The sequence below is a fragment of the Allorhizobium ampelinum S4 genome, from assembly GCF_000016285.1.
In the GTDB taxonomy this organism is placed as follows: Bacteria; Pseudomonadota; Alphaproteobacteria; order Rhizobiales; family Rhizobiaceae; genus Allorhizobium; species Allorhizobium ampelinum.
The window spans coordinates 84,947-104,259 of sequence record NC_011988.1; the positions used below are offsets into that span (position 1 = coordinate 84,947).

Below are 19,313 nucleotides of genomic sequence, written 5' to 3' on the forward strand. Positions count from 1 at the left end.
AAACTCTCTCAGTGACCGCGCCAGCCCATGCGCTTTTCAATGCGCTCCGCCGAGGCCTTCACATGGCCCACATAGGGATTGCCGTCAGAAAACGCCTTTTGCTCCGGCAAGACGATGGAGATGGTGGCAACACACACACCATCCCGATCACAAATAGGCGAGGCAATACAGGCCACCGCATAATCGGATTCGCCAGCCTGAATCGACAGGCGCTGCTGAAAGGCCCTTGCTGCCGCATCCGACAGGGTCCGCGCATCCACCTCTGCACGCCCGGTTGGCGACGAGCGGGCGCAGTGGGCAAACAAGTCCATGCGCTCCTTTTCCGGCAAATGTCCAACGAGAAGGCGGCCGGACGCCGTCCAGTTCAGCGGCACGCGGGTGCCAACCCGCGAGGCGACCTGAAAATGGCTTGGCCCCTCGGCCATGGCCAGCACCAGCATATGGTCATTGTCGCGCCCGCACACTTGCACGGTCTCGCCCGCTTCGCGGCACAGATCATGCATTTCCTGCGTGGCAATGCCGATGAAATCCAGCGAACGGGAATAGGCAAGGCCGTAATGGTAGAGCCGTGGGCCGAGCCAAATCGCGCCATCACCACTGCGGGTCAGCATGTTCTTCTCCACCAGATCATCAATGATGGTGTAAATGGTGGACAGCGGTGCACCAACCGCCTTGGCAATGGCGTAAGGGCCAACGGGCGCGCCCGTTTCATACAGATGATCCAGCACCTGCAAGGCGCGATCCATGCCGCTGACGCGCGAGCGCCGCTCTGCCGTGGCCTCAACGGGCTGGCTGTCTGCGGCAACCGATACCCTGCGTGCCTTGCTATCCATCATGCGATCCTTACCTGAATGATCGGCTATTACATTATAACGGCATAGCTGTCGATTGTAGAAATGACGGGCCTTTGCCCACAACAAGTGGAAAAGCTTATGACCAACGATATTCGCACCCAGCTCGGCCTTCGCCCGGTGATCAATGTTTCGGGCACCATGACCAGCCTCGGCGCATCCATTGTGGTGCCAGAGGCCATTGCCGCCATGACAGCGATTCTGCCGCAATTTGTGGAAATCAGTGATCTTCAGCGCAAAGCCAGCGCCATTATTGCGCGGCTAACCGGGGCTGAAGCAGGCTTTATCACCGCGTCTTGCTCGGCGGGTATCAGCCTTGCCGTGGCAGGTACCATTACCGGGCCAGATCTGCTGGCCATTGAAAAACTGCCGGATGTCAGCACGACGAAGAATGAAGTCCTCGTGCAAATGGGCCACCTCGTTAGCTACGGTGCGCCGGTGGATCAATCCATCCGTCTGGGCGGTGGCAAGGTGGTGTTGGTGGGGCAGGCAACATCTGCGCATCGCTACCATATGGAAAATGCCATTACCGAAAACACCGCCGCTGCCGTCTATGTCGTTTCTCACCATGTGGTGCATTACGGCCTTCTGCACCTGAAAGAGTTTGTCGAGATCGCCCATGCGCGCGGCGTGCCCGTGATTGTCGATGCCGCATCGGAATATGACCTGCGGACCTTCCTCGATCAGGGCGCGGATATTGCTCTCTATTCCGGCCATAAATTCCTCGGCGGCCCCACATCGGGCATTGTTGCCGGGCGCAAGGAACTGGTGCGCAATGCCTATTTGCAAAACATGGGCATTGGCCGTGGCATGAAAGTCGGCAAGGAAAGCGTCTTTGGCGTCATGGCAGCGCTGGAAGCCTGGGAAAAGCGCGACCACGCGAGCGTGCGCGCCACTGAAATCGGCTATCTGCATCTGTGGAAAGACGCACTCGATGGCCGCCCCGGTGTAACGGCGCTGATTGAGCCAGACCCAACCCACAATCCGCTGGATCGCCTGCGGGTGATCCTCTCACCGCAAGAAGCGCATATCAGCGCCTATGATCTGGCAGGCGCGCTGGCCCGTGGCAATCCGCCGATCATCGTTCGCGACCATGAGGCAGAACATCATTATTTCTATCTCGATCCTTGCAATCTTCATCCGGGCCAAGAGGTCATCGTGCGTGACCGTCTGGTGGAAGAACTCGACAAGGCGAGAGCCTCCAATGAAGTGATCAACACACCCCATGAAGAATGGGGCCGCCATCGCTTCGATTCCATGCTGCGTTGGCCGGATTGATCACCGCCATCCTTTGTTCGAATGTGAGTTGCTGAAGGCGGCATCGGAGGATTGGATTACTGTACCATTCAGGGGTTTTATGCGATCACTCTTTCGAGTCTGTCAGGTTAAGGTTGAACCAGACAGACTCGAGGCTCTCTTGTTTTCGTTTGTCGTTTCGGGAAAACCGGGTTCCACTTTTCCCGGACAAACTCTAATGACCGGCAAAATTACCGGTCATACTTCCATTTGAATTTGATAGGATGGAAACAGCCTTCTTGAGGTCGATATTTTCGCCGTCCTCAGTAACGATGTCACCCAGAAAACGTTCGATTTCAGGACCCCTCGCCAACGCTATCCCTGGTCGAGAGCTTCTTAACCATTCACGCTATCGCTTTGTTTAGGGTAGTCCGATATAAATATCGCATCACCGTGCGAGCACTGAATGTATCCCTGGTCTGAACTCCTTGCGAATCTGGCAATTGTTGCCATCACAACGTCGACCTGGACATTCGTCCGGCCACACCTCGCTGGGCAAGGAGCACGCGCTTTTTCGTTGGCTTTTGGCTGCCTTATGGCGGTTGGGTTGCTCGCGACCATGGCCTTGCCGTTTCGCTTCACCGACGGTGTTTTCCTGGACACCCGGTATACATTTCTCGCTATATCGGGTTTCTTCGGCGGCCCCATTGCGGCCTTTCCACCGCTTATCGTGGGAATTATCAGGCGATTGATGATCGGAGGTATGGGGATAACGGTTGGCATCCCGCAAATCATCGCGGCTGCATGCATCGGTGTCGTCGCAAGCCGATTGCTTCGTGGCAAGATCCCGACTTTCCCGCAGATCGCAGCACTTGCTCTGCTCGTCGCAGTCAGCGGCGTAGCCGGCTTCTTTGTCGTGCGTCCCTTTGAGGTCTGGGGCAACCTGATCGTCGTGACGGTCGGTCCATTCATGGTGGTCTTGTTTGGGGCCACCCTGTTGTCCGCTGTTGCCATGGCGCAGGAGATGAAGCGGACAAGGCTTGAAAGTGATTTGGCCGCGGCACAGATCCGTCTCGCCGATGCGCTCGCGACAATGGCGGATGGCTTGGCACTTTTCGACCGCGATGGGGTGTTGGTTTTCACCAATCAAAGATACCTCGATATCTTCAAGGAAACGGCGGATGTCAGGGTGCCCGGGAAAAACATCCGGGAAATCTTGCGGACATCCTTTGAACGTAACGAAGAAGCGCGCGTGGAATCGGATGTCGATCCTATCATCGATCGGGTTGTGGAAGGCCTGTTCCGGCCCAGCGATCGCCTGATCCAACTGGCCGACGGGCGTTCAATCGAGGCAAGAACGCGTGTCACGGGCGAGGGGGAGGCGATGATCGTTTACGCGGATATCACTCTTCATTGTCAACGTGAGGCACGGTTGCACGAGTTGAACGATCGCTTGTCGGCCTTGGCGGATACGGACGAATTGACTGGTTTGATGAACCGCCGTGGTTTGGAAGCGTCCATGGATCAAGCTTTTGATCGAGCCAAGGGTGAGGGCGCCAATATTGGCCTTCTCCTTATCGATGTCGATTGGTTCAAGGCTTATAACGACACCTATGGCCATCCCGCCGGGGATAAATGTCTACAGCTTGTCGCCAACACGGTTCATGCGACGTCCAGGTCATTTGCGGGAAGCATTGTGGCGCGATATGGTGGTGAGGAATTGACCGTCGTGTTGCCGAACGCATCAATATCCGAAACCGAGGCAGTCGCTCGGCTTGTTTGTACAGCCGTGCGTACTCTGGCCATCGAGCATGTTGGAAGCGAAAAGCGCATCGTCACAGTGAGCGTCGGTGCCGCCAATCTGAAATCGATGCCGGGCCTGCGCAAGACGGATCTCCTTCTACAGGCTGACGCGGCGCTTTATGCAGCCAAGGCGGCGGGGCGGGACTGTATCCAGACAGCTCCTGATCTCCTTCCGGTCGCCAAGCGCGCCGACAGCCGTTGATCAATTATTCCTGTGACATCACGTTCCGGGCTTTTGCCAATAGCCAAAGCCTTGCCCGACCTAGGTGATTTTAAGGGATGGTCAGCCGCTCACCTGCTGTTTGCATCACACATCAAAGATGCGCAAACACTCCGAATTTCAGGAATATCCGTTGCGGCAAAGCCGTCAGTGGAGTCTAATGCCTGGATAAGGCGATGGGCGTGTTACAGCAGTCGTGCTGCTTTCCACGATATTCTGTGCCACCGCTACTCCAGTTTGGCGATTGAATGACGATATTTTCTGTCCGGCATATTACCTCATATCGGTATAAGAGACCGGTCGAATTCGGTGAGCACAGATTGATGTTCCGGCCGCGGGATAGTTTTGACCAGACACTTCTGAGTTCTCATCTGGATGTTGATCCAAAGCCCGATTACATCAGGTGGATCCATGATGTGTTTGGCAATTGCGTTGCGCTGGTGGGGTTTACCGGCAAGGCGCGGGAACTCTGCTTTGGGACAAATATCCGCCTGGACCATACCCAGCAGGTTGAAATGGATCTGCAGATCGATGCAGAAGCTCTCCACTACCCTTTCGCATACGACCCGGAGGAAGTGGTCGACCTGGAACGGACAATCAAACGGCATTTTGCGGATCCAGACGATGAGGTTGGCAGATGGACACGGCAGTTCGTGCGGATCGGTCAGCCGACCGAAACTGGTCGCCTGTTGATGACCCTTTGTTATGCGATCCACGAGAGTTTCATCTACGCCCGGCGCCTGGAGCATGGAACGCAGACGCCGCTTGAGACGCTCCGGCTTCGCCGTGGCACGTGCCGCGATTTTGCGCTGCTGATGATGGAAGCGGCCCGGTCGCTCGGGCTCGCTGCCCGTTTCGTTACGGGCTATATCTATGTACCCGACCGCGACGGCTCAACCAAGCTTGGCGGTGGCTCCACCCATGCCTGGTGCCAGGTCTATCTTCCCGGTGCCGGATGGGTGGAATTCGATCCCACCAACGGGATTGTCGGAAACCGCGATCTTATCCGTGTCGGTGTGGCGCGTGACCCAAAACAAGCCGTGCCGCTTTCCGGAAGCTATGACGGCGACGCGTCGGATTTCGACACGATGTCCGTCCAGGTCAACGTTACAACCGATAAGCTGAGCGATACTGCTGCATAGATGGAACTGCTCGGTCACCTGAGCGTTTTGCCGCTTGAACGAACATTCATAGCCCGCATTTCGGAAGTTTTTTTATCAAAGGATGCCTATTCATCATGAAGATACGCGCGGGATTTCGCATAGGTTACGAATGCCAGCAAGAGACGGCTATGCTGCTGGTGCTCAATATCCATCCATCCCGTCGCACCGATCTTCTGCAGGATCAGGTCCTGAGTTTTGACCGGCCGATTGAGGCCTGGGGTTATTTCGATGGCTTCGGCAATGCTTGTAGCCGCATCGTCGCACCGCCGGGCGTGACGACGATTTCTACGGAATTCGAGATCTACGATAGCGGTCTTCCAGATCCGGTGCCTGAGAATGCGTGGCAGCACGACATCAAGGATCTTCCGGATGACGTGCTCGTCTTTCTGCTCGGCAGCCGTTATTGCGATACGGACCGCCTTTCAGATTTCGCCTGGAAGACGTTTTCTTTTACCCCCTTGGGTTGGCCGCGGGTGAAGGCGATCCTGGATTTCGTCCACAATCACATCACCTTCAACTATCAGAAGGCTGATCTTCTCCGCACGGCTTTCGGAGGTTTTACCGATCAAACGGGCGTTTGCCGCGATTTTGCGCATCTTGCGATCACCCTATGCCGTTGCATGAATATTCCGGCGCGTTATTGCACCGGGTATCTGGGGGATATCGGCGTGCCTGATGATCCGAACCCAATGGATTTCAGTGCATGGTTTGAAGTCTATCTCGGCGGTCGCTGGCATACAGTTGATGCCCGACACAACAAGCCCCGGATAGGCCGCATCCTCATGGCCATCGGACGGGATGCCACGGACGTGGCGCTTTCAACTGCCTTCGGCCCCGCCATCTTGACGCAATTCGACGTGACAACCATCGAGTTATAGACTGTGGTATCGAACGCCAGGCGAGCTGTTTGATCTCGTGTCTTACCTTGACGTCTTCAGCGCCCTGCCATGTCACGCTTGCCGCAGGCCGATCATTGATGCCTACAGTTTTCGGCGAGGTTTTCTGTAATCGGTGGACTTTAGAACCGGATCGATTGACCACTGATGCCATCCATCAAAAGCTGCCTCTTTGAGAATTCGCAATCGTCTCGTGACGGGATTGCTCGGCGCTGTTAAGCAAAGAGTATCGGACATGCAGCGCGGTGAAATGGGCAACGCGGCGAAATGGGAGGCTGCCTTGGATTTCATGAAATTGCTCAAGTCGCTTGAGGAATTGCTCTATGAGTTGGTGTCCTGGCTGCTGTTTTATCCTCTTACCATGTGGCGCTCGGTGACGAGACCTCTCAGCATGATGCGATACGCCGATCTCGAACTTGCTGACAGACCGGAGGATCAATACGACGATACCCTGAGCCCTCCCTTGTTCCTGCTTATAACGCTGCTTCTGTCCCAAGGGCTGTCGACGGCCTTTCCGTCCAGTTACGATACCACGGTTGCCGCCAAGGAACTGGGATCGGTGTCCAACCTGCTCATTGCGCGTGGTGTGTTATTCGGGATCTATCCCCTTTGCATGGCAGTCACCCTTTTACGGCGCAAGTCGGTAAGGATCACCAGAAGCTCGCTACGCCCTCCCTTTTTCAGCCAGTGTTATGTCGCGGCGCCGTTCGCATTCATCATCGGGCTGGCGTTCGACTTGATGTTCATGCCCGACGGACACGGTGTCCTGATCGGTCTCCTGACCCTGACTGCTGCCACACTCTGGTACGCGCAAGCCGAGGTTCGATGGTTTAAGCGGGATTTGGCTATTGGAGGATTGAAGGCGATTGGCGCCTTCACCCTGGCTTTCCTGGCCGCGACAGTCGTGGCGTTCCTTCTGGCCATTACCATCGGCCTTGAAGCTAAGACCCTGACACCCTGATCGACAGCTGACCTCTGCCTTCGGTACGCGACACCATCGAGCCCTTCCGTTCACCTTTGCGAAAGGTTTAACCGACCTGACCACATTCGTGGCATGCGCCTTTGCGTTGCATTCCTATCGCCATCGCGGGAACTATCCTGCCGGACCTCCATTTAGGGAACGGAGCGACAAGTTCATTTAGTGAACAGCACCTCATCGTGAAAGTCCGCAACCCTACGTTAGAAAATGACGCAAGAGTTCTGTGGTCTTGACCTCATCCCACGTCACCGAAAAGGGGAGCGGACATGTCGAACAGCAACCAAATGGATCTTTCCCGCCGGGATCTTCTTATCTCATCGGCTGTAGCGGCCGTGGTCACAGGAGCCGGCGAAAGGAGCGTGGCAGCACAGCCTGCAGGAGACAAGATGAAATTAACGACACCTGTGACGCTAAACGTCAATGGAGCGCGCCGTGAGATTGAGGTCGATAACCGCACGACCCTTCTCGACGCTCTACGGGAGCACCTGGATCTTACGGGCACAAAAAAGGGTTGTGACCATGGCCAATGTGGAGCCTGCACCGTCATGGTCGATGGTCGGCGGATCAATGCCTGTCTGACGCTGGCCGTCATGCATGAGGGCGACGAGATTACCACGATCGAAGGCCTCGGTCAGCCTGGCCACCTTCATCCGATGCAGGCAGCCTTCGTCAAGCATGATGGTTTTCAGTGTGGCTACTGTACGCCCGGCCAAATCTGTTCCTCCATAGCGGTGCTTGAGGAAATCAAGGCGAATATCCCGAGTCACGTGACGTCCGACCTCAACAGGTCTGCACAATTGACAGCCATCGAAATCCGCGAGCGGATGAGCGGCAATATCTGTCGATGCGGCGCCTATTCCAACATTGTCGACGCCATTTCCGAAGTTGGAGGGATCAAGGCATGAAAGCTTTCACCTTTGAGCGCGCGCCCTCGATCGAGGCCGCAGTGAAAACGGCTGCTGCCAACCCAGACGCCAGGTTTATCGCCGGTGGCACCAACCTGCTCGATCTGATGAAACTCGAGATCGAAACGCCAACTCATATCATCGATGTGAATGGACTTGGTCTCGATGAAATCGAATCCACCGATGACGGTGGTCTGCGCATCGGTGCTCTCGTGCGAAATACCGATCTTGCCGCACACATGACTGTTCGCCGCGACTACGGTCTGTTGTCGCGAGCCCTGGTTGCCGGTGCCTCCGGCCAGCTTCGCAATAAGGCGACCACGGCCGGTAACCTGTTGCAGCGCACCCGCTGTCCGTATTTCTATGATCCGAACCAGCCGTGCAACAAGCGTCAGCCGGGCAGCGGCTGCTCGGCCATTGGTGGGTTCAGCCGTCAACATGCGGTTGTCGGGGTAAGTGATGCCTGCATCGCCACCCATCCCAGCGATATGGCAATCGCCATGCGGGCGCTCGATGCGACCATCGAAACAGTAAAAGCAGATGGCAGCCGCCGGTCTATTCCGATTGCCGATTTCCATCGTCTTCCGGGAGAGACCCCACATATCGAAAGCGTATTGGAGCGCGGCGAATTCGTGACCGCTGTTCTGCTTCCACCACCGATCGGCGGAAAGCATATCTATCGAAAGGTCCGGGACCGGGCGTCCTATGCGTTTGCGCTGATTTCAGTCGGCGCTGTCATTCAAGCGGATGGTACGGGGCGTGTTGCCGTCGGCGGTGTCGCTCATAAGCCCTGGCGGATCGAAGCCGCAGAAGCGGAACTGCCAAGAGGCGCTCGCGATGCGGCGAAAGCCATTCTCGCCGATGCCCGTCCGACTGAACAGAACCGGTTCAAGGTCGATCTTGTCGAGCGTACGCTTGGCGCCGTCCTTTCCGAAGCAAGGGGGTGACCCATGAAGTTCGATACACCTGCAACAACCAATCCAATCGACCGCCTCAAGGTCGTCGGTCAGCCGATTCACCGCATCGATGGTCAATTGAAGACAACCGGCCGGGCGATGTATGCCTATGAGTGGCGTGATCCGAACACGCGTTATGCCTATGGCTACCCGGTTGGGGCAGCGATTGCCAAAGGCCGGATCAAAGCCATGGATGTGACTGCAGCCAGGAAAGCTGATGGCGTGATTTCTGTGGTGACAACTCTGGATGTCGGTAAGCGCGAGAAGGGCAAGTTCAATACTGCAAACCTGTTCGGTGGCGATGACGTTCAGCATTATCATCAGGCAATTGCCGTCGTGGTCGCGGAGACTTTCGAGCAGGCGCGGGCTGCTGCGGCCCTGGTCAAAGTGGACTATGACGAGGAGAAAGGGACATTTGATCTCAGTGCGGCGCGAGAGACGGCGAAAAAGCCGGATGATTCCCAGAAGCCCGACACGGCAGTCGGCGATTTTGAAACAGCTTTCCGAACTGCTCCAGTCACCATCGAGCAATCCTATACGACGCCTGACCAATCTCATGCGATGATGGAACCGCATGCTTCGATCGCCGCTTGGGATGGTGACGAGGTGACCGTGTGGACATCCAGCCAGATGATCGATTGGTGGCGCTCCGATCTCGCCACAACCCTCGGCGTTGACAAGGAGAAGATCCACTTGATGTCGCCGTTTATCGGCGGCGGATTCGGCGGCAAGCTGTTTCTCCGGGCCGACGCTGTCTTGGCCGCCTTCGCGGCAAGGGCGGCGAAACGACCTGTCAAAGTCGCCCTGCCGCGTCCATTGGTGATCAATAACACCACCCACCGTCCGGCAACGATCCAGCGTATCCGCATCGGCGCTGAGCGGGACGGAAAGATCACCGCCATCGCGCATGAGAGCTGGTCAGGCGATCTTGCCGGAGGCGGTCCTGAGGTGGCGGTCAATCAAACGCGGCTTCTTTATGCCGGCGCAAACCGGATGACGGCCATGCGTCTTGCGACCCTCGATCTTCCAGAGGGCAACGCCATGCGCGCTCCGGGCGAGGCGCCCGGCTTGATGGCGCTGGAAATTGCCATGGATGAAATGGCCGAAAAGGTTGGCATGGACCCGATCGCGTTTCGCATCGCCAATGACACTCAGGTCGACCCGGAAAATCCCGAGCGCCCATTCTCGCATCGTGACCTGATCGGCTGTCTGAAGCGGGGTGCCGATCGCTTTGGTTGGGATAATCGACCGAAGGCCGGATCCCGCAGGCAGGGCAATTGGCTGATCGGCATGGGCGTCGCCGCCGCGTTCCGCGACAACATGGTCCTTCCTTCCGGCGCTCGGGTCAAACTCGATAACCAGGGCGTTGTTACAGTTGAGACCGACATGACCGATATCGGAACCGGCAGTTACACGATCATCGCCCAGACCGCCGCGGAAATGATGGGCATTGGTGTCGATAAAGTCGCCGTGCATCTCGGAGACTCTCGGTTCCCGATTTCGGCGGGTTCTGGTGGCCAGTTCGGGGCCAATTCGGCGACATCGGGCGTCTATGCGGCTTGCGTCAAGCTTCGTGAGGCGATCACCCAAAAACTTGGGTTCAATTCCGATGATATTGTCTTCGAGGATGGTGTCGTCAAAGCTGGAAACCGGTCGGTTTTCCTTGCCGAGGCCGCTGGCCCTGACGGTTTGGTCGGCGAAGATACGATGGAGTGGGGCGATCTCACCAAGACGCATCAGCAATCCACCTTCGGTGCGCATTTTGTCGAGGTTGGCGTCGATGTCGCCACTGGCGAAACACGCATTCGGCGCATGTTGGCGGTGTGCGCGGCTGGTCGTATCCTCAATCCGATTACGGCGCGCAGTCAGGTGATCGGCGCAATGACCATGGGAGCCGGAGGCGCCCTGTCGGAAGAACTGGTGGTCGATGCAAAGCGAGGCTTTTTCGTCAATCACGACCTTGCCGGATACGAGGTTCCGGTTCATGCGGACATTCCGCATCAGGAGGTTATCTTCATGGACGAGACTGATCCGATGTCATCGCCGATGAAGGCAAAGGGTATCGGGGAACTCGGGCTCTGTGGTGTCTCTGCGGCAATCGCCAATGCCATCTACAACGCGACGGGCGTTCGGGTGCGGCACTATCCGATCACGCTCGATAAACTGATAGGTGGCTTGCCTGACATTGCCTGACGTCGAGTTGAGCTTGTCCGACATTGTTTGTGAGCGTTTTGGCGCTGGTGTTTGGCTTGGCGAGGGTCTCACGACAGGCATGATTGTCGCTCGATGTCAGTCTGGATTTTCGCCTGCTGAATAGCTCGCTCACCGCAACTTGTTATGAGAAGGGTCATTGAAAAATGGCTCTTCTCATCCCTTTACTTTAGAGCCTGACGGACTCGTGCGCAGCATTTGGAGCAACGCTTGTTCCGATCCACAGTCCATATGTGCTAGTAGCCAGATGATCGTTTCCGTGCGAACCGGGGTAAGGCCTTGTCGATGAACGGGTAACGGCACATGATCGACTTTCGCAACGTGATGAAGACTGCCTTTCGTATCAAGGCGCCGGTGCGTAGTGGTCGTGCGGATGAAGAGTTTGATACGGAGAAGGCGCAGGCGCTGGTTCGTATTATTATTGTCACCGGGGCAATCAGTTACGTTCTGCCAGCGATAATAATCGGAGCGACACCGGTCGAGGCATGGAGCGTAGTGCCTCTTCTCAGCTATTATTTTCTGTTTTCTCTTGCTGCATACTGGTGGATAGCACGTTGGCCCGGCGAAAACAGAGTGCGCCGTGCCATTACCATTACCCATGACCTTGGTGCTCTGACCTTTACCATTGCCGTTGGAGGTCAAACGTTTCTGCCGCTGTTTGCAATCATGTTGTGGGTGACAGTCGGCAACGGTCTGCGCTTTGGACCAGCATATCTCAAAATTTCAACGGCAGCCACGCTCGCCGGGATTGCCATTATCACCTACTTCAATGCCTATTGGCGCGAAAATCCCTTCATGGTCCTGACATTGGTGGCCACGACCGTCCTCGTACCCGCCTATATCTATGCTTTGCTTGGACGATTGCGCAAAGCCTATGAAATTGCCCAGGAGGCCAGCTTGTCGAAATCGCGGTTCCTGGCGCAAGCGAGCCATGACCTTCGGCAACCGATCCATGCCATCAGTTTGTTCACTGCTTGTCTGCGCGATGCCAACCTGCAGCCGAAAGAACTGCAAATGGTTGAAAATATCGACCGATCGCTCCAGAGCGTATCGCGCCTGTTCAAGTCGCTGCTGGATATTTCGACCCTGGATAGTGGTAGGGTTACTCCGAAATATGAGAGGATTGCAATTGCCGAAGTGATCGATGACGTGTTGCGTCAGAACCGGGAAGCGGCGCAGCAGAGCGGCATTACATTGCGGACGGTCAGTTGCAGCGCGGTTGTGGAGATAGACAGGGCTCTTTTGACCACCATGGTGCAAAACATCGTCAACAATGCCATCAAATATGCGGCGGGACGCGATGTCGTCATTGGCTGCCGGCATCGTGGTGGCCGGCTGGCCGTCCAGATCTGCGATCAAGGACCCGGTATTCCCCGGGACCATCAAGTGAGGGTGTTTGAGGAATTCTATCAGGTGCGTGAGCGTGGCGACAAGGACATTGATGGGGTTGGCCTTGGTCTTCCGATCGTGCGGCGTCTCGGTCGCCTGCTCGACATTGATGTGGATTTGAAGTCGGATCCAGGCAAGGGAACCAGCGTCACGCTCGGCAACTTGCATGTTACGCACAAACAAGAATGGTCGCAGTCGCCCCTGGCGGCGGGACACTATCCGGCGGCCATTGACGGGCTGCGCATATTGCTCGTTGAAGACGACGAGGCCGTATTGATCGCCACGGCAAGCCTGCTGCGAAAATGGGGATGCCACGTCCAGGCCGAGGCGACAATACCCAGGCATGTGGGGGATTTTGACCTGTTGATCACCGATTTTGATCTCGGTGGTGGCGTCACCGGCACGGAATGCATCCAGATCGTCCAGGACCTGATTGGCCGGCAGATGCCCGCAGTGGTGATGAGTGGCCATGACGAGGGGCGGGTCAGAGAGGACCTGGGATCGGCTGATATTCCAATCCTGTCAAAGCCCGTGCGACCGGCAGAGCTTCGTTCGGTGGTCATGGTCGCGGCGCTGGAGACACGCAGGACGAGAGAGACGAATTCCTAGCCGGTTCGGTCACTAAGGACTCTTCGTGGCGAGTGGATTGATTGATGCGCATAAGTACAATATTTACTTGGAATAAGATGTCTATTTTGAAATAATCAAGATGAATGACTATAAAGCGCTGAAAGTGTTTCTGCTGGCTGCCGAGAAGCGGAATTTTGCGCAGGTCGCGCGCGAACTCGACATGACACCAGCCGCCGTGAGCCGGGCAATAGCTGCCTTGGAACGTGATCTTGGCGTCCAGCTCTTCGTTCGAACGACCCGTCAGGTTGCCCTGACGACAGATGGCGCTATTTTTGCCGCTCAGGTCCAGCCAGCGGTGACCGCCCTGGATAGTGCGCGGCGCGATATCAGGAACGCAAACAAGAGTGATGAGGGACGGCTGCGGATCAGCGTTCCAACCTGGTTCGGCAAGGCCATGCTGCCGCCGATCCTCTCTGGATTCAGGACGCTCTATCCAAAAATGAGCTTTGAGATTTCCTTGTCGGATGGCCTGGTGAACATTGTTGACGACGATTATGACCTTGCGATCCGCATCTCCTCGCAGCCATCGGATAAGTTCACCATCTGGCGCAAGATCCACATCGTGCGGCGTATTCTTGTGGCAGCACCGGCAAGCAAATTCGTCGATATGCGGCATCCTGGCGAACTGACACCCGACGATTGCCTTGCCTATAGCGGCGAGAGTCGGCGGGAAAACTGGGTTCTGTCGGACGGCGGATCAAGCATGACGATTTCAGCCGGAGGGGCGTTCAGCGCCAACAGTGGAGAAGTTCTGGCTGATATGGCGGCAGATGGCGCCGGGGTGGCGATGCTGCCAGGATTTCATGTCTCGGAACATTTGAAAACAGGGCGCCTGGTTCACGTCTTGCGAGGATGGTCGCCGCCCGATCTATGGTTGACGCTTTATTATCCGCCCTATCAGGCTCTACCGCCTCGGATCGCATCTTTCTCTAAATTTTTCGAAGAACAGGTGGCCGCTCAAATGGTTACGCTCAATTGAGGGATCCCCTGTCGAAGATCTGAGGACGTATCTCCTGCTCTCGCTGTGACAGGCCTTACTGTGTGATGGCCCTGTGCCGCGCCGTTATTTCCGCAGCGACCAGCGCTTGCAAACGCCAGAGATTGCGGTCACGGATCCCTTCGGCCTGAAGGTCGACTATGGTCTTGTGGAGATACTCGGCGCATGAGCCACCCTGGCCGCAGGCGCTGGCTATCAAGGACGCTGACTGCTCGTCCGGCAAGGGTTTGGTTAGTCCAAGCCGGCTGGTGCTTGCCCAGAATGTCAGGGCGCGTTGAACACCGTTTGCCGTCTTCACGTAAACCCAACGGACCATGCTCCTCACCTCCCGATACTTGATCTCCCGAGCGACGAGGGCGCGCAGATCCAGGCGGCATCGTTCAGCCGAAAGCTCGAAGACAATACCATCGCACTGTCCACCACGCTCCAGGGCCAGCATCAATCCGGGCTGTGTGCTGGTGGCACGCCAGCGTTCGATTTTGAGGGAAAACGACCTGTGCCATCCGTAAGCGGTGGCGCGTTGGCGACTGGCTGGTTCGAATTCGGGATTCCAGATCAGCGAGCCGTAAGCAAAAACCAGCAGAGGATCGCCGCCTGCCTCACTTTCAATCCTGTCGACGAGTTCATCAAGTTCAGCTTCCGTAAGGGGTGTCCAGCCAGGCTCCGGGCCGTCGTCGCGGACGCCTCTGATCGTCAGGGCAACAAGCTCGGGCGTTAACTGCATCATCGTATCAATCCGCGTTCCGACGAGGGATGAGAGTTTGCCTTGGGAAACGTGGAACCCGGTTTTCCCGAAAGACAATCGACAACAAGAGAAGCGAGGCCGCGGCGGCTTTTCACCGCGGCCATGCCTTTGGATCAGGACTTCACGAAAGCCAGCAGGTCGGCGTTGAGCACATCGGCATTGACGGTCAGCATACCGTGCGAGAAGCCGGGATAGGTCTTGAGCGTACCATTCTTCAGCAGCTTGATAGCTTTCAGTGCTGCATCGGCGATGGGCACGATCTGGTCGTCTTCGCCATGCAGGACGAGAGTTGGGACGGTTATCGTCTTCAGATCCTCGGTCTGGTCGGTTTCAGAGAAAGCCTTGATGCCGTCGTAATGCGCCTTCGCGCCGCCCATCATACCCTGACGCCACCAATTCTGGATCACGCCCTCCTGGACTTTGGCGTCGTCACGGTTGAAGCCATAGAATGGACCGGCGGGAACGTCGCGGAAGAACTGCGCGCGGTTGGCAGCCAGCGCTGAGCGGAAACCGTCGAAAACTTCCATCGGCAGGCCTTCGGGATTGGCGTCAGTCTTCAGCATCAGCGGCGGGACGGCAGACACCAGAACCGCCTTGGCGACGCGACCGGCTGGCTGGCCATGCATGGCCACATACCGGGCGACTTCTCCTCCGCCGGTGGAGTGACCGATATGGACGGCGTTCTTGAGGTCGAGGGCTTCAACGACCGCGAAGGCATCAGCTGCATAATGGTCCATGTCGTGGCCATCAGAAACCTGCGCCGAACGGCCGTGGCCGCGCCGGTCATGGGCAATCACGCGGTAACCGTTGGCGAGGAAGAACAGCATCTGCGCGTCCCAGTCATCCGATGACAGCGGCCAGCCATGATGAAATACAATCGGCTGAGCATCCTTCGAGCCCCAATCCTTGTAGAAGATTTCAACGCCGTCCTTGGTGGTGATGGTACCCATGGTCTTGTTTCCTTCGGTTGATGTGTTGGTGGACGCAGCGAGCTTGGCTGCAAAGCTGAATGATGCGGTGAGCGCGGTTGCGGCGACGGCCGATCCGGAAAGCAGGACGCCACGACGTGTCAGGGAAAGAAGAGTGGTGTCGGTCATGTTCGCGTCCTGCGGTCTTGTTTGTTTCTGTGTCGTCAGACCACTCGGTTTGTCTGATGAGGGCATATTGCCGCCAAACACCCTTGCCAACAATTGCATTATTAATTGAGATTTAATTGCGATTATTGAAATAATGGAGAGGGTCTCGGCGACAACCGCGTCGCGATGATTAACGCGAACGCGGCGACTTTTCCGGTTGTGCATACTCGCCTACCGTTGGGATTAATGCCCAATGAGATTGGCAAGCTGCGAATTTTCCATCGTATTACACGATCGTCGGGGTGATGCCGCCATCGACGCGCAGGGCAGCGCCATTCGTTGCAGCGGACAATGGGCTTGCCACATAGGCAACGAGATTGGCAATTTCCTCTGGCTCGATCATTCGCTGGATCAACGACCTCGGACGCTCCTTGGCGAAATATTCGCTTTCCATCGCGTCGGCTGACAGGTTTGGATCGCTCGCGATGGCGAGCTGCGCCGTCTTTGTCATGCCGTAATGGATCATGTTGGGCGGAACCAGCACGCCGCTTTCGCTGGAGATGAAGATTATTCTTCCCCAATTTCGCGCCAGCATATCCGGCATGTAATGCCGCGAGAGCCTGACACCGCTCAGCACATTGATCTCGAAAAACCGGCGCCAATCGTCATCGGTGATATCGCTGAAATCCTTGGATTCGTAGATGCCGAGATTGTTGATGAGAATGTCGATCTTCGGGACTGCCGCAGTCAGCACGTTTGCCCCTGCTTCGGTCGCCGGATCGGCGAGATTCAGGTTTTCACGAGGGTGCTGGAAGCGGGTAGTTTCTCCGAGGCGGCACGCCTGCTGCAGATGACGCCGTCAACGGTCAGCAAACTCCTCAATCGGATCGAACAGCGATTGGGCGTCCGATTGCTGGAGCGGTCGACACGCCGATTGTCACTGACCGATGAGGGGCTGATCTATTACGAACGGTGTCTGGCCCTGCTTGCTCGGTGGACGCCGTCTGGCGCATCGCGTCCGTGTCTTTCTCGATTTCATGGCACCGCGCCTTCAAGGTTTCCTGCAACAGCGATAGTTTTCTCCTCAAGGCGCTACGAGCACACTGTGTGTCGTGCTACACTATCCCGCACGATGATTGCCGTTCGCTCAAAGCGCCGGTGTCCGTGGCGTTCGCACTGGCTGTCAATGCCTTGAAGGGCGTCATTAAACTGTAGGCGTCGAAAAGTCTGAATAGAGATCGAATATGAGTGTTGCATTTACCAAGGAAGACAGTGCGGAAACGGCAGCTGAAACGCTACTGCCCGAGCGTCCGATTTCGCCACATCCGAATCTCGTGACGGAATCGGGATTAAAAGCGCTGGAGCGGCAACGTGTGCAAGCACGTGACGCCTATGATGCCGCGCGCGCAATTGAAGACGTCAATGAACGGCGTCGGCAGATGGCCGGCCCTTTTCGGGATTTGAACTACCTTGAAGAGAGGCTTCACACGGCTCAGGTCATGCCCGATCCGATCACCGCTGATAGCGTCTCTTTTGGGACGACCGTGACGTTCACCCGTGATGATGGACGCGTCCAAACCTATCGTATCGTCGGCGAAGACGAAGCAGATCCGAAGGCAGGATCGATCTCCTACGTCTCCCCGGTGGCAAGGGCGCTTATCGGCAAGGCTGTCGGTGATGTCGTCAGTCTTGGTGATCAAGAGCTTGAGATCACGGCTATCTCGCCGTGATCTGACGCGAGCGCAAAACGATGTGTCATCGTTTGCCCGTATCAGCGCCGATGAGACAGAATTGAACGATCGCACCAGCGAAAAGTGGACACTGGTTTTCCCTCGAGTCTGTCAGGTTCAATCTGAACCTGACAGGTTGTCGTCATTACGCCACCCCTCCGATGCGGGCCCATTGCGGAATCCACTGATCGTGAGCCTTCAACAGGTCCGTCGTCAATGACCAGATCTGGTCGAGGTCGAGTTCGGCTGCTGTATGCGGGTCCATCATCGCGGCGTGATAGAGGTGTTCGGGGTTTTCGTTGATCAAGGCAGCCACCGTCAGTTCCTGCACGTTGATGTTGGTGCGCATCAGGGCTGTGAGCTGCGGTGGCAGGGCGCCGATGGTGGTGGGCTGAATGCCGTTGTCATCGACAAGGCAGGGCACTTCCACGGCGCAATTGTCCGGTAGCGAGGTGATGCAGCCATTGTTGCGCAGGTTGCCGTAAATCACCGAGGGCTCACCCGTCCAGACCGAATTGATGATCGACGAGGCATATTCCTTCGATGGCTTGACTTCGATCTTGTCTGCGGAGCGGTAGGCAGCGGCCTGATCCTTCCATCGCTCAACCTGTTCGATGCAGCGCTTGGGATATTCATCCAGCGGAATACCGAATTTCTCAATCAGGTCTTCGCGGCCGTCCTTGATGAAATACGGCGTGTATTCGGCAAAATGCTCCGAGCTTTCGGTGACGAAATAGCCAAGGCGCGTCAGCATTTCATAGCGCACCTTGTTGGGGCAGCGCGGGTTCCAGGTTGGCTTCGGCGCGCGGCCCTCACGATAGCCGCGCAGCAGATCGGGATAGAGGTCACGATAGGAGCCATCCGGCTGGCGGTGCTCGAAATTGAGGTAGAACGCCATGTGATTGATGCCTGCAGAGCGGTAGCGGATGTCCTCATAGGGAATGGACAGATCCTCTGCCAGTTCCATGGCCGTACCCTGAACGGAGTGGCACAGGCCAACCTGTTTGATGGCCGGATATTTCTCGGCAATCGCCCAGGTATTGATGGCCATCGGGTTGACATATTGCAGCATGATCGCTTGCGGGCAGACCTGCATCATATCCTCGCAAATGCTCCACAGATGCGGCACGGTGCGCAAACCGCGCATGATGCCGCCAACGCCCAATGTGTCGGCAATGGTCTGGCGCAGGCCGTATTTCTTTGGCACCTCGAAATCGGTGACGGTGCAAGGCTCATAACCGCCGATTTGGAAGGCGACGACCACGAAGTTGGCCCCCTCCAGCGCTTTGCGCTGATCGGCAAAGGTCTCAACCGTTGCGGATGCGCCAAAGGTGGAAATCAGCTTCCTGGCAACAACTTCGCTTTCTTCCAGACGCTGCGGATTGATATCCATCAGTGCGATACGCGCACCTGATAGTGCCGGACGTTGCAGAACGTCGCCGATGATATTCTTCATGAACACGGTGGAACCGGCACCAATGAAGGTGATTTTGGGCTGTTTTGTCATGATGGGGATCTCGCTGTCT

15 protein-coding genes and 2 pseudogenes are annotated in these 19,313 nt (G+C 56.6%); 12 read left to right on the plus strand and 5 right to left on the minus strand.

All coding sequences use genetic code 11. The features are described from left to right. Positions 1 to 8: 8 nt before the first annotated feature. Complete coding sequence (locus tag AVI_RS17790; protein ID WP_187152401.1) at positions 9 to 833, minus strand: IclR family transcriptional regulator; 825 nt, start codon at positions 831 to 833, stop codon at positions 9 to 11. A 99-nt stretch (positions 834 to 932) separates the two neighbouring features. Between AVI_RS17790 and AVI_RS17795 the strand changes: the two genes are divergently transcribed. From AVI_RS17795 to AVI_RS17840, 10 genes are all read left to right on the plus strand, one after another. Next, positions 933 to 2,129: an aminotransferase class V-fold PLP-dependent enzyme gene (locus AVI_RS17795; RefSeq protein ID WP_012653522.1), complete on the plus strand. Its 1,197-nt coding sequence runs from the start codon at positions 933 to 935 to the stop codon at positions 2,127 to 2,129. 424 nt (positions 2,130 to 2,553) lie between these two features. Beyond that, positions 2,554 to 4,092 carry a diguanylate cyclase gene (locus AVI_RS17800; RefSeq protein ID WP_012653523.1) on the plus strand — a complete coding sequence of 513 codons (1,539 nt, stop codon included), beginning with the start codon at positions 2,554 to 2,556 and terminating at the stop codon, positions 4,090 to 4,092. 266 nt (positions 4,093 to 4,358) lie between these two features. Continuing rightward, complete coding sequence (locus tag AVI_RS17805; RefSeq protein WP_012653524.1) at positions 4,359 to 5,252, plus strand: transglutaminase family protein; 894 nt, start codon at positions 4,359 to 4,361, stop codon at positions 5,250 to 5,252. A 95-nt stretch (positions 5,253 to 5,347) separates the two neighbouring features. After that, positions 5,348 to 6,151 carry a transglutaminase-like domain-containing protein gene (locus tag AVI_RS17810; RefSeq protein WP_012653525.1) on the plus strand — a complete coding sequence of 268 codons (804 nt, stop codon included), beginning with the start codon at positions 5,348 to 5,350 and terminating at the stop codon, positions 6,149 to 6,151. Positions 6,152 to 6,449: 298 nt separating this feature from the next. Then, positions 6,450 to 7,130 (plus strand): hypothetical protein, encoded by a 681-nt coding sequence (locus AVI_RS17815; protein WP_041698766.1) that lies wholly within the window; start codon positions 6,450 to 6,452, stop codon positions 7,128 to 7,130. A gap of 284 nt (positions 7,131 to 7,414) precedes the next feature. Continuing rightward, the gene (gene paoA / locus AVI_RS17820) at positions 7,415 to 8,053 is read left to right on the plus strand and encodes an aldehyde dehydrogenase iron-sulfur subunit PaoA (RefSeq protein WP_012653527.1); all 639 of its coding nucleotides are present in this window, start codon (positions 7,415 to 7,417) and stop codon (positions 8,051 to 8,053) included. Further along, a complete protein-coding gene (locus tag AVI_RS17825) occupies positions 8,050 to 9,000 on the plus strand; it encodes an FAD binding domain-containing protein (RefSeq protein ID WP_012653528.1) in 951 nt (316 codons plus the stop codon). The genes paoA and AVI_RS17825 overlap by 4 nt, the downstream gene beginning before the upstream one ends. Before the next feature lie 3 nt (positions 9,001 to 9,003). After that, positions 9,004 to 11,202, plus strand: a complete 2,199-nt coding sequence (gene paoC / locus AVI_RS17830; RefSeq protein WP_012653529.1) for an aldehyde oxidoreductase molybdenum-binding subunit PaoC — start codon at positions 9,004 to 9,006, stop codon at positions 11,200 to 11,202. 321 nt (positions 11,203 to 11,523) lie between these two features. Continuing rightward, positions 11,524 to 13,218: an ATP-binding response regulator gene (locus AVI_RS17835; protein ID WP_012653530.1), complete on the plus strand. Its 1,695-nt coding sequence runs from the start codon at positions 11,524 to 11,526 to the stop codon at positions 13,216 to 13,218. Between the two features lie 100 nt (positions 13,219 to 13,318). Then, positions 13,319 to 14,218 (plus strand): LysR family transcriptional regulator, encoded by a 900-nt coding sequence (locus AVI_RS17840; protein WP_012653531.1) that lies wholly within the window; start codon positions 13,319 to 13,321, stop codon positions 14,216 to 14,218. Positions 14,219 to 14,273: 55 nt separating this feature from the next. On the opposite strand, the gene AVI_RS17845 is transcribed toward AVI_RS17840, so the two are convergent. The 3 genes and pseudogenes from AVI_RS17845 to AVI_RS17855 all read right to left on the minus strand — a co-directional run. After that, positions 14,274 to 14,960: a gamma-glutamylcyclotransferase gene (locus tag AVI_RS17845; RefSeq protein ID WP_012653532.1), complete on the minus strand. Its 687-nt coding sequence runs from the start codon at positions 14,958 to 14,960 to the stop codon at positions 14,274 to 14,276. 134 nt (positions 14,961 to 15,094) lie between these two features. Beyond that, positions 15,095 to 15,931: an alpha/beta fold hydrolase gene (locus AVI_RS17850; RefSeq protein WP_417883890.1), complete on the minus strand. Its 837-nt coding sequence runs from the start codon at positions 15,929 to 15,931 to the stop codon at positions 15,095 to 15,097. Positions 15,932 to 16,343: 412 nt separating this feature from the next. Continuing rightward, positions 16,344 to 16,844, minus strand: a pseudogene (locus AVI_RS17855) (SDR family NAD(P)-dependent oxidoreductase); the annotation flags it as partial. Here AVI_RS17855 and AVI_RS29710 point away from each other — a divergent pair. Both AVI_RS29710 and greA read left to right on the plus strand, forming a co-directional pair. Beyond that, positions 16,836 to 17,045 (plus strand): annotated as a pseudogene (locus AVI_RS29710) (LysR family transcriptional regulator); the annotation flags it as partial. The pseudogenes AVI_RS17855 and AVI_RS29710 sit on opposite strands and share 9 nt — an antisense overlap. 256 nt (positions 17,046 to 17,301) lie before the next feature. Continuing rightward, positions 17,302 to 17,787: a transcription elongation factor GreA gene (greA, locus tag AVI_RS17860; RefSeq protein ID WP_012653535.1), complete on the plus strand. Its 486-nt coding sequence runs from the start codon at positions 17,302 to 17,304 to the stop codon at positions 17,785 to 17,787. 145 nt (positions 17,788 to 17,932) lie between these two features. On the opposite strand, the gene melA is transcribed toward greA, so the two are convergent. Next, entirely contained in the window at positions 17,933 to 19,294 is a 1,362-nt protein-coding gene (melA, locus tag AVI_RS17865; RefSeq protein WP_012653536.1) for an alpha-glucosidase/alpha-galactosidase, read from the minus strand. Between the last annotated feature and the right edge of the window lie 19 nt (positions 19,295 to 19,313).

Excerpts from the sequence above, each read along its gene's own strand:
- AVI_RS17790 (WP_187152401.1), bottom strand. The coding sequence starts at position 833 with ATGGATAGCAAGGCACGCAGGGTATCGGTTGCCGCAGACAGCCAGCCC.
- AVI_RS17795 (WP_012653522.1), top strand. The coding sequence starts at position 933 with ATGACCAACGATATTCGCACCCAGCTCGGCCTTCGCCCGGTGATCAAT.
- AVI_RS17800 (WP_012653523.1), top strand. The coding sequence starts at position 2,554 with ATGTATCCCTGGTCTGAACTCCTTGCGAATCTGGCAATTGTTGCCATC.
- AVI_RS17805 (WP_012653524.1), top strand. The coding sequence starts at position 4,359 with ATGACGATATTTTCTGTCCGGCATATTACCTCATATCGGTATAAGAGA.
- AVI_RS17810 (WP_012653525.1), top strand. The coding sequence starts at position 5,348 with ATGAAGATACGCGCGGGATTTCGCATAGGTTACGAATGCCAGCAAGAG.
- paoA (WP_012653527.1), top strand. The coding sequence starts at position 7,415 with ATGTCGAACAGCAACCAAATGGATCTTTCCCGCCGGGATCTTCTTATC.
- AVI_RS17825 (WP_012653528.1), top strand. The coding sequence starts at position 8,050 with ATGAAAGCTTTCACCTTTGAGCGCGCGCCCTCGATCGAGGCCGCAGTG.
- paoC (WP_012653529.1), top strand. The coding sequence starts at position 9,004 with ATGAAGTTCGATACACCTGCAACAACCAATCCAATCGACCGCCTCAAG.
- AVI_RS17835 (WP_012653530.1), top strand. The coding sequence starts at position 11,524 with ATGATCGACTTTCGCAACGTGATGAAGACTGCCTTTCGTATCAAGGCG.
- AVI_RS17840 (WP_012653531.1), top strand. The coding sequence starts at position 13,319 with ATGAATGACTATAAAGCGCTGAAAGTGTTTCTGCTGGCTGCCGAGAAG.
- AVI_RS17845 (WP_012653532.1), bottom strand. The coding sequence starts at position 14,960 with ATGCAGTTAACGCCCGAGCTTGTTGCCCTGACGATCAGAGGCGTCCGC.
- AVI_RS17850 (WP_417883890.1), bottom strand. The coding sequence starts at position 15,931 with ATGGGTACCATCACCACCAAGGACGGCGTTGAAATCTTCTACAAGGAT.
- greA (WP_012653535.1), top strand. The coding sequence starts at position 17,302 with ATGAGTGTTGCATTTACCAAGGAAGACAGTGCGGAAACGGCAGCTGAA.
- melA (WP_012653536.1), bottom strand. The coding sequence starts at position 19,294 with ATGACAAAACAGCCCAAAATCACCTTCATTGGTGCCGGTTCCACCGTG.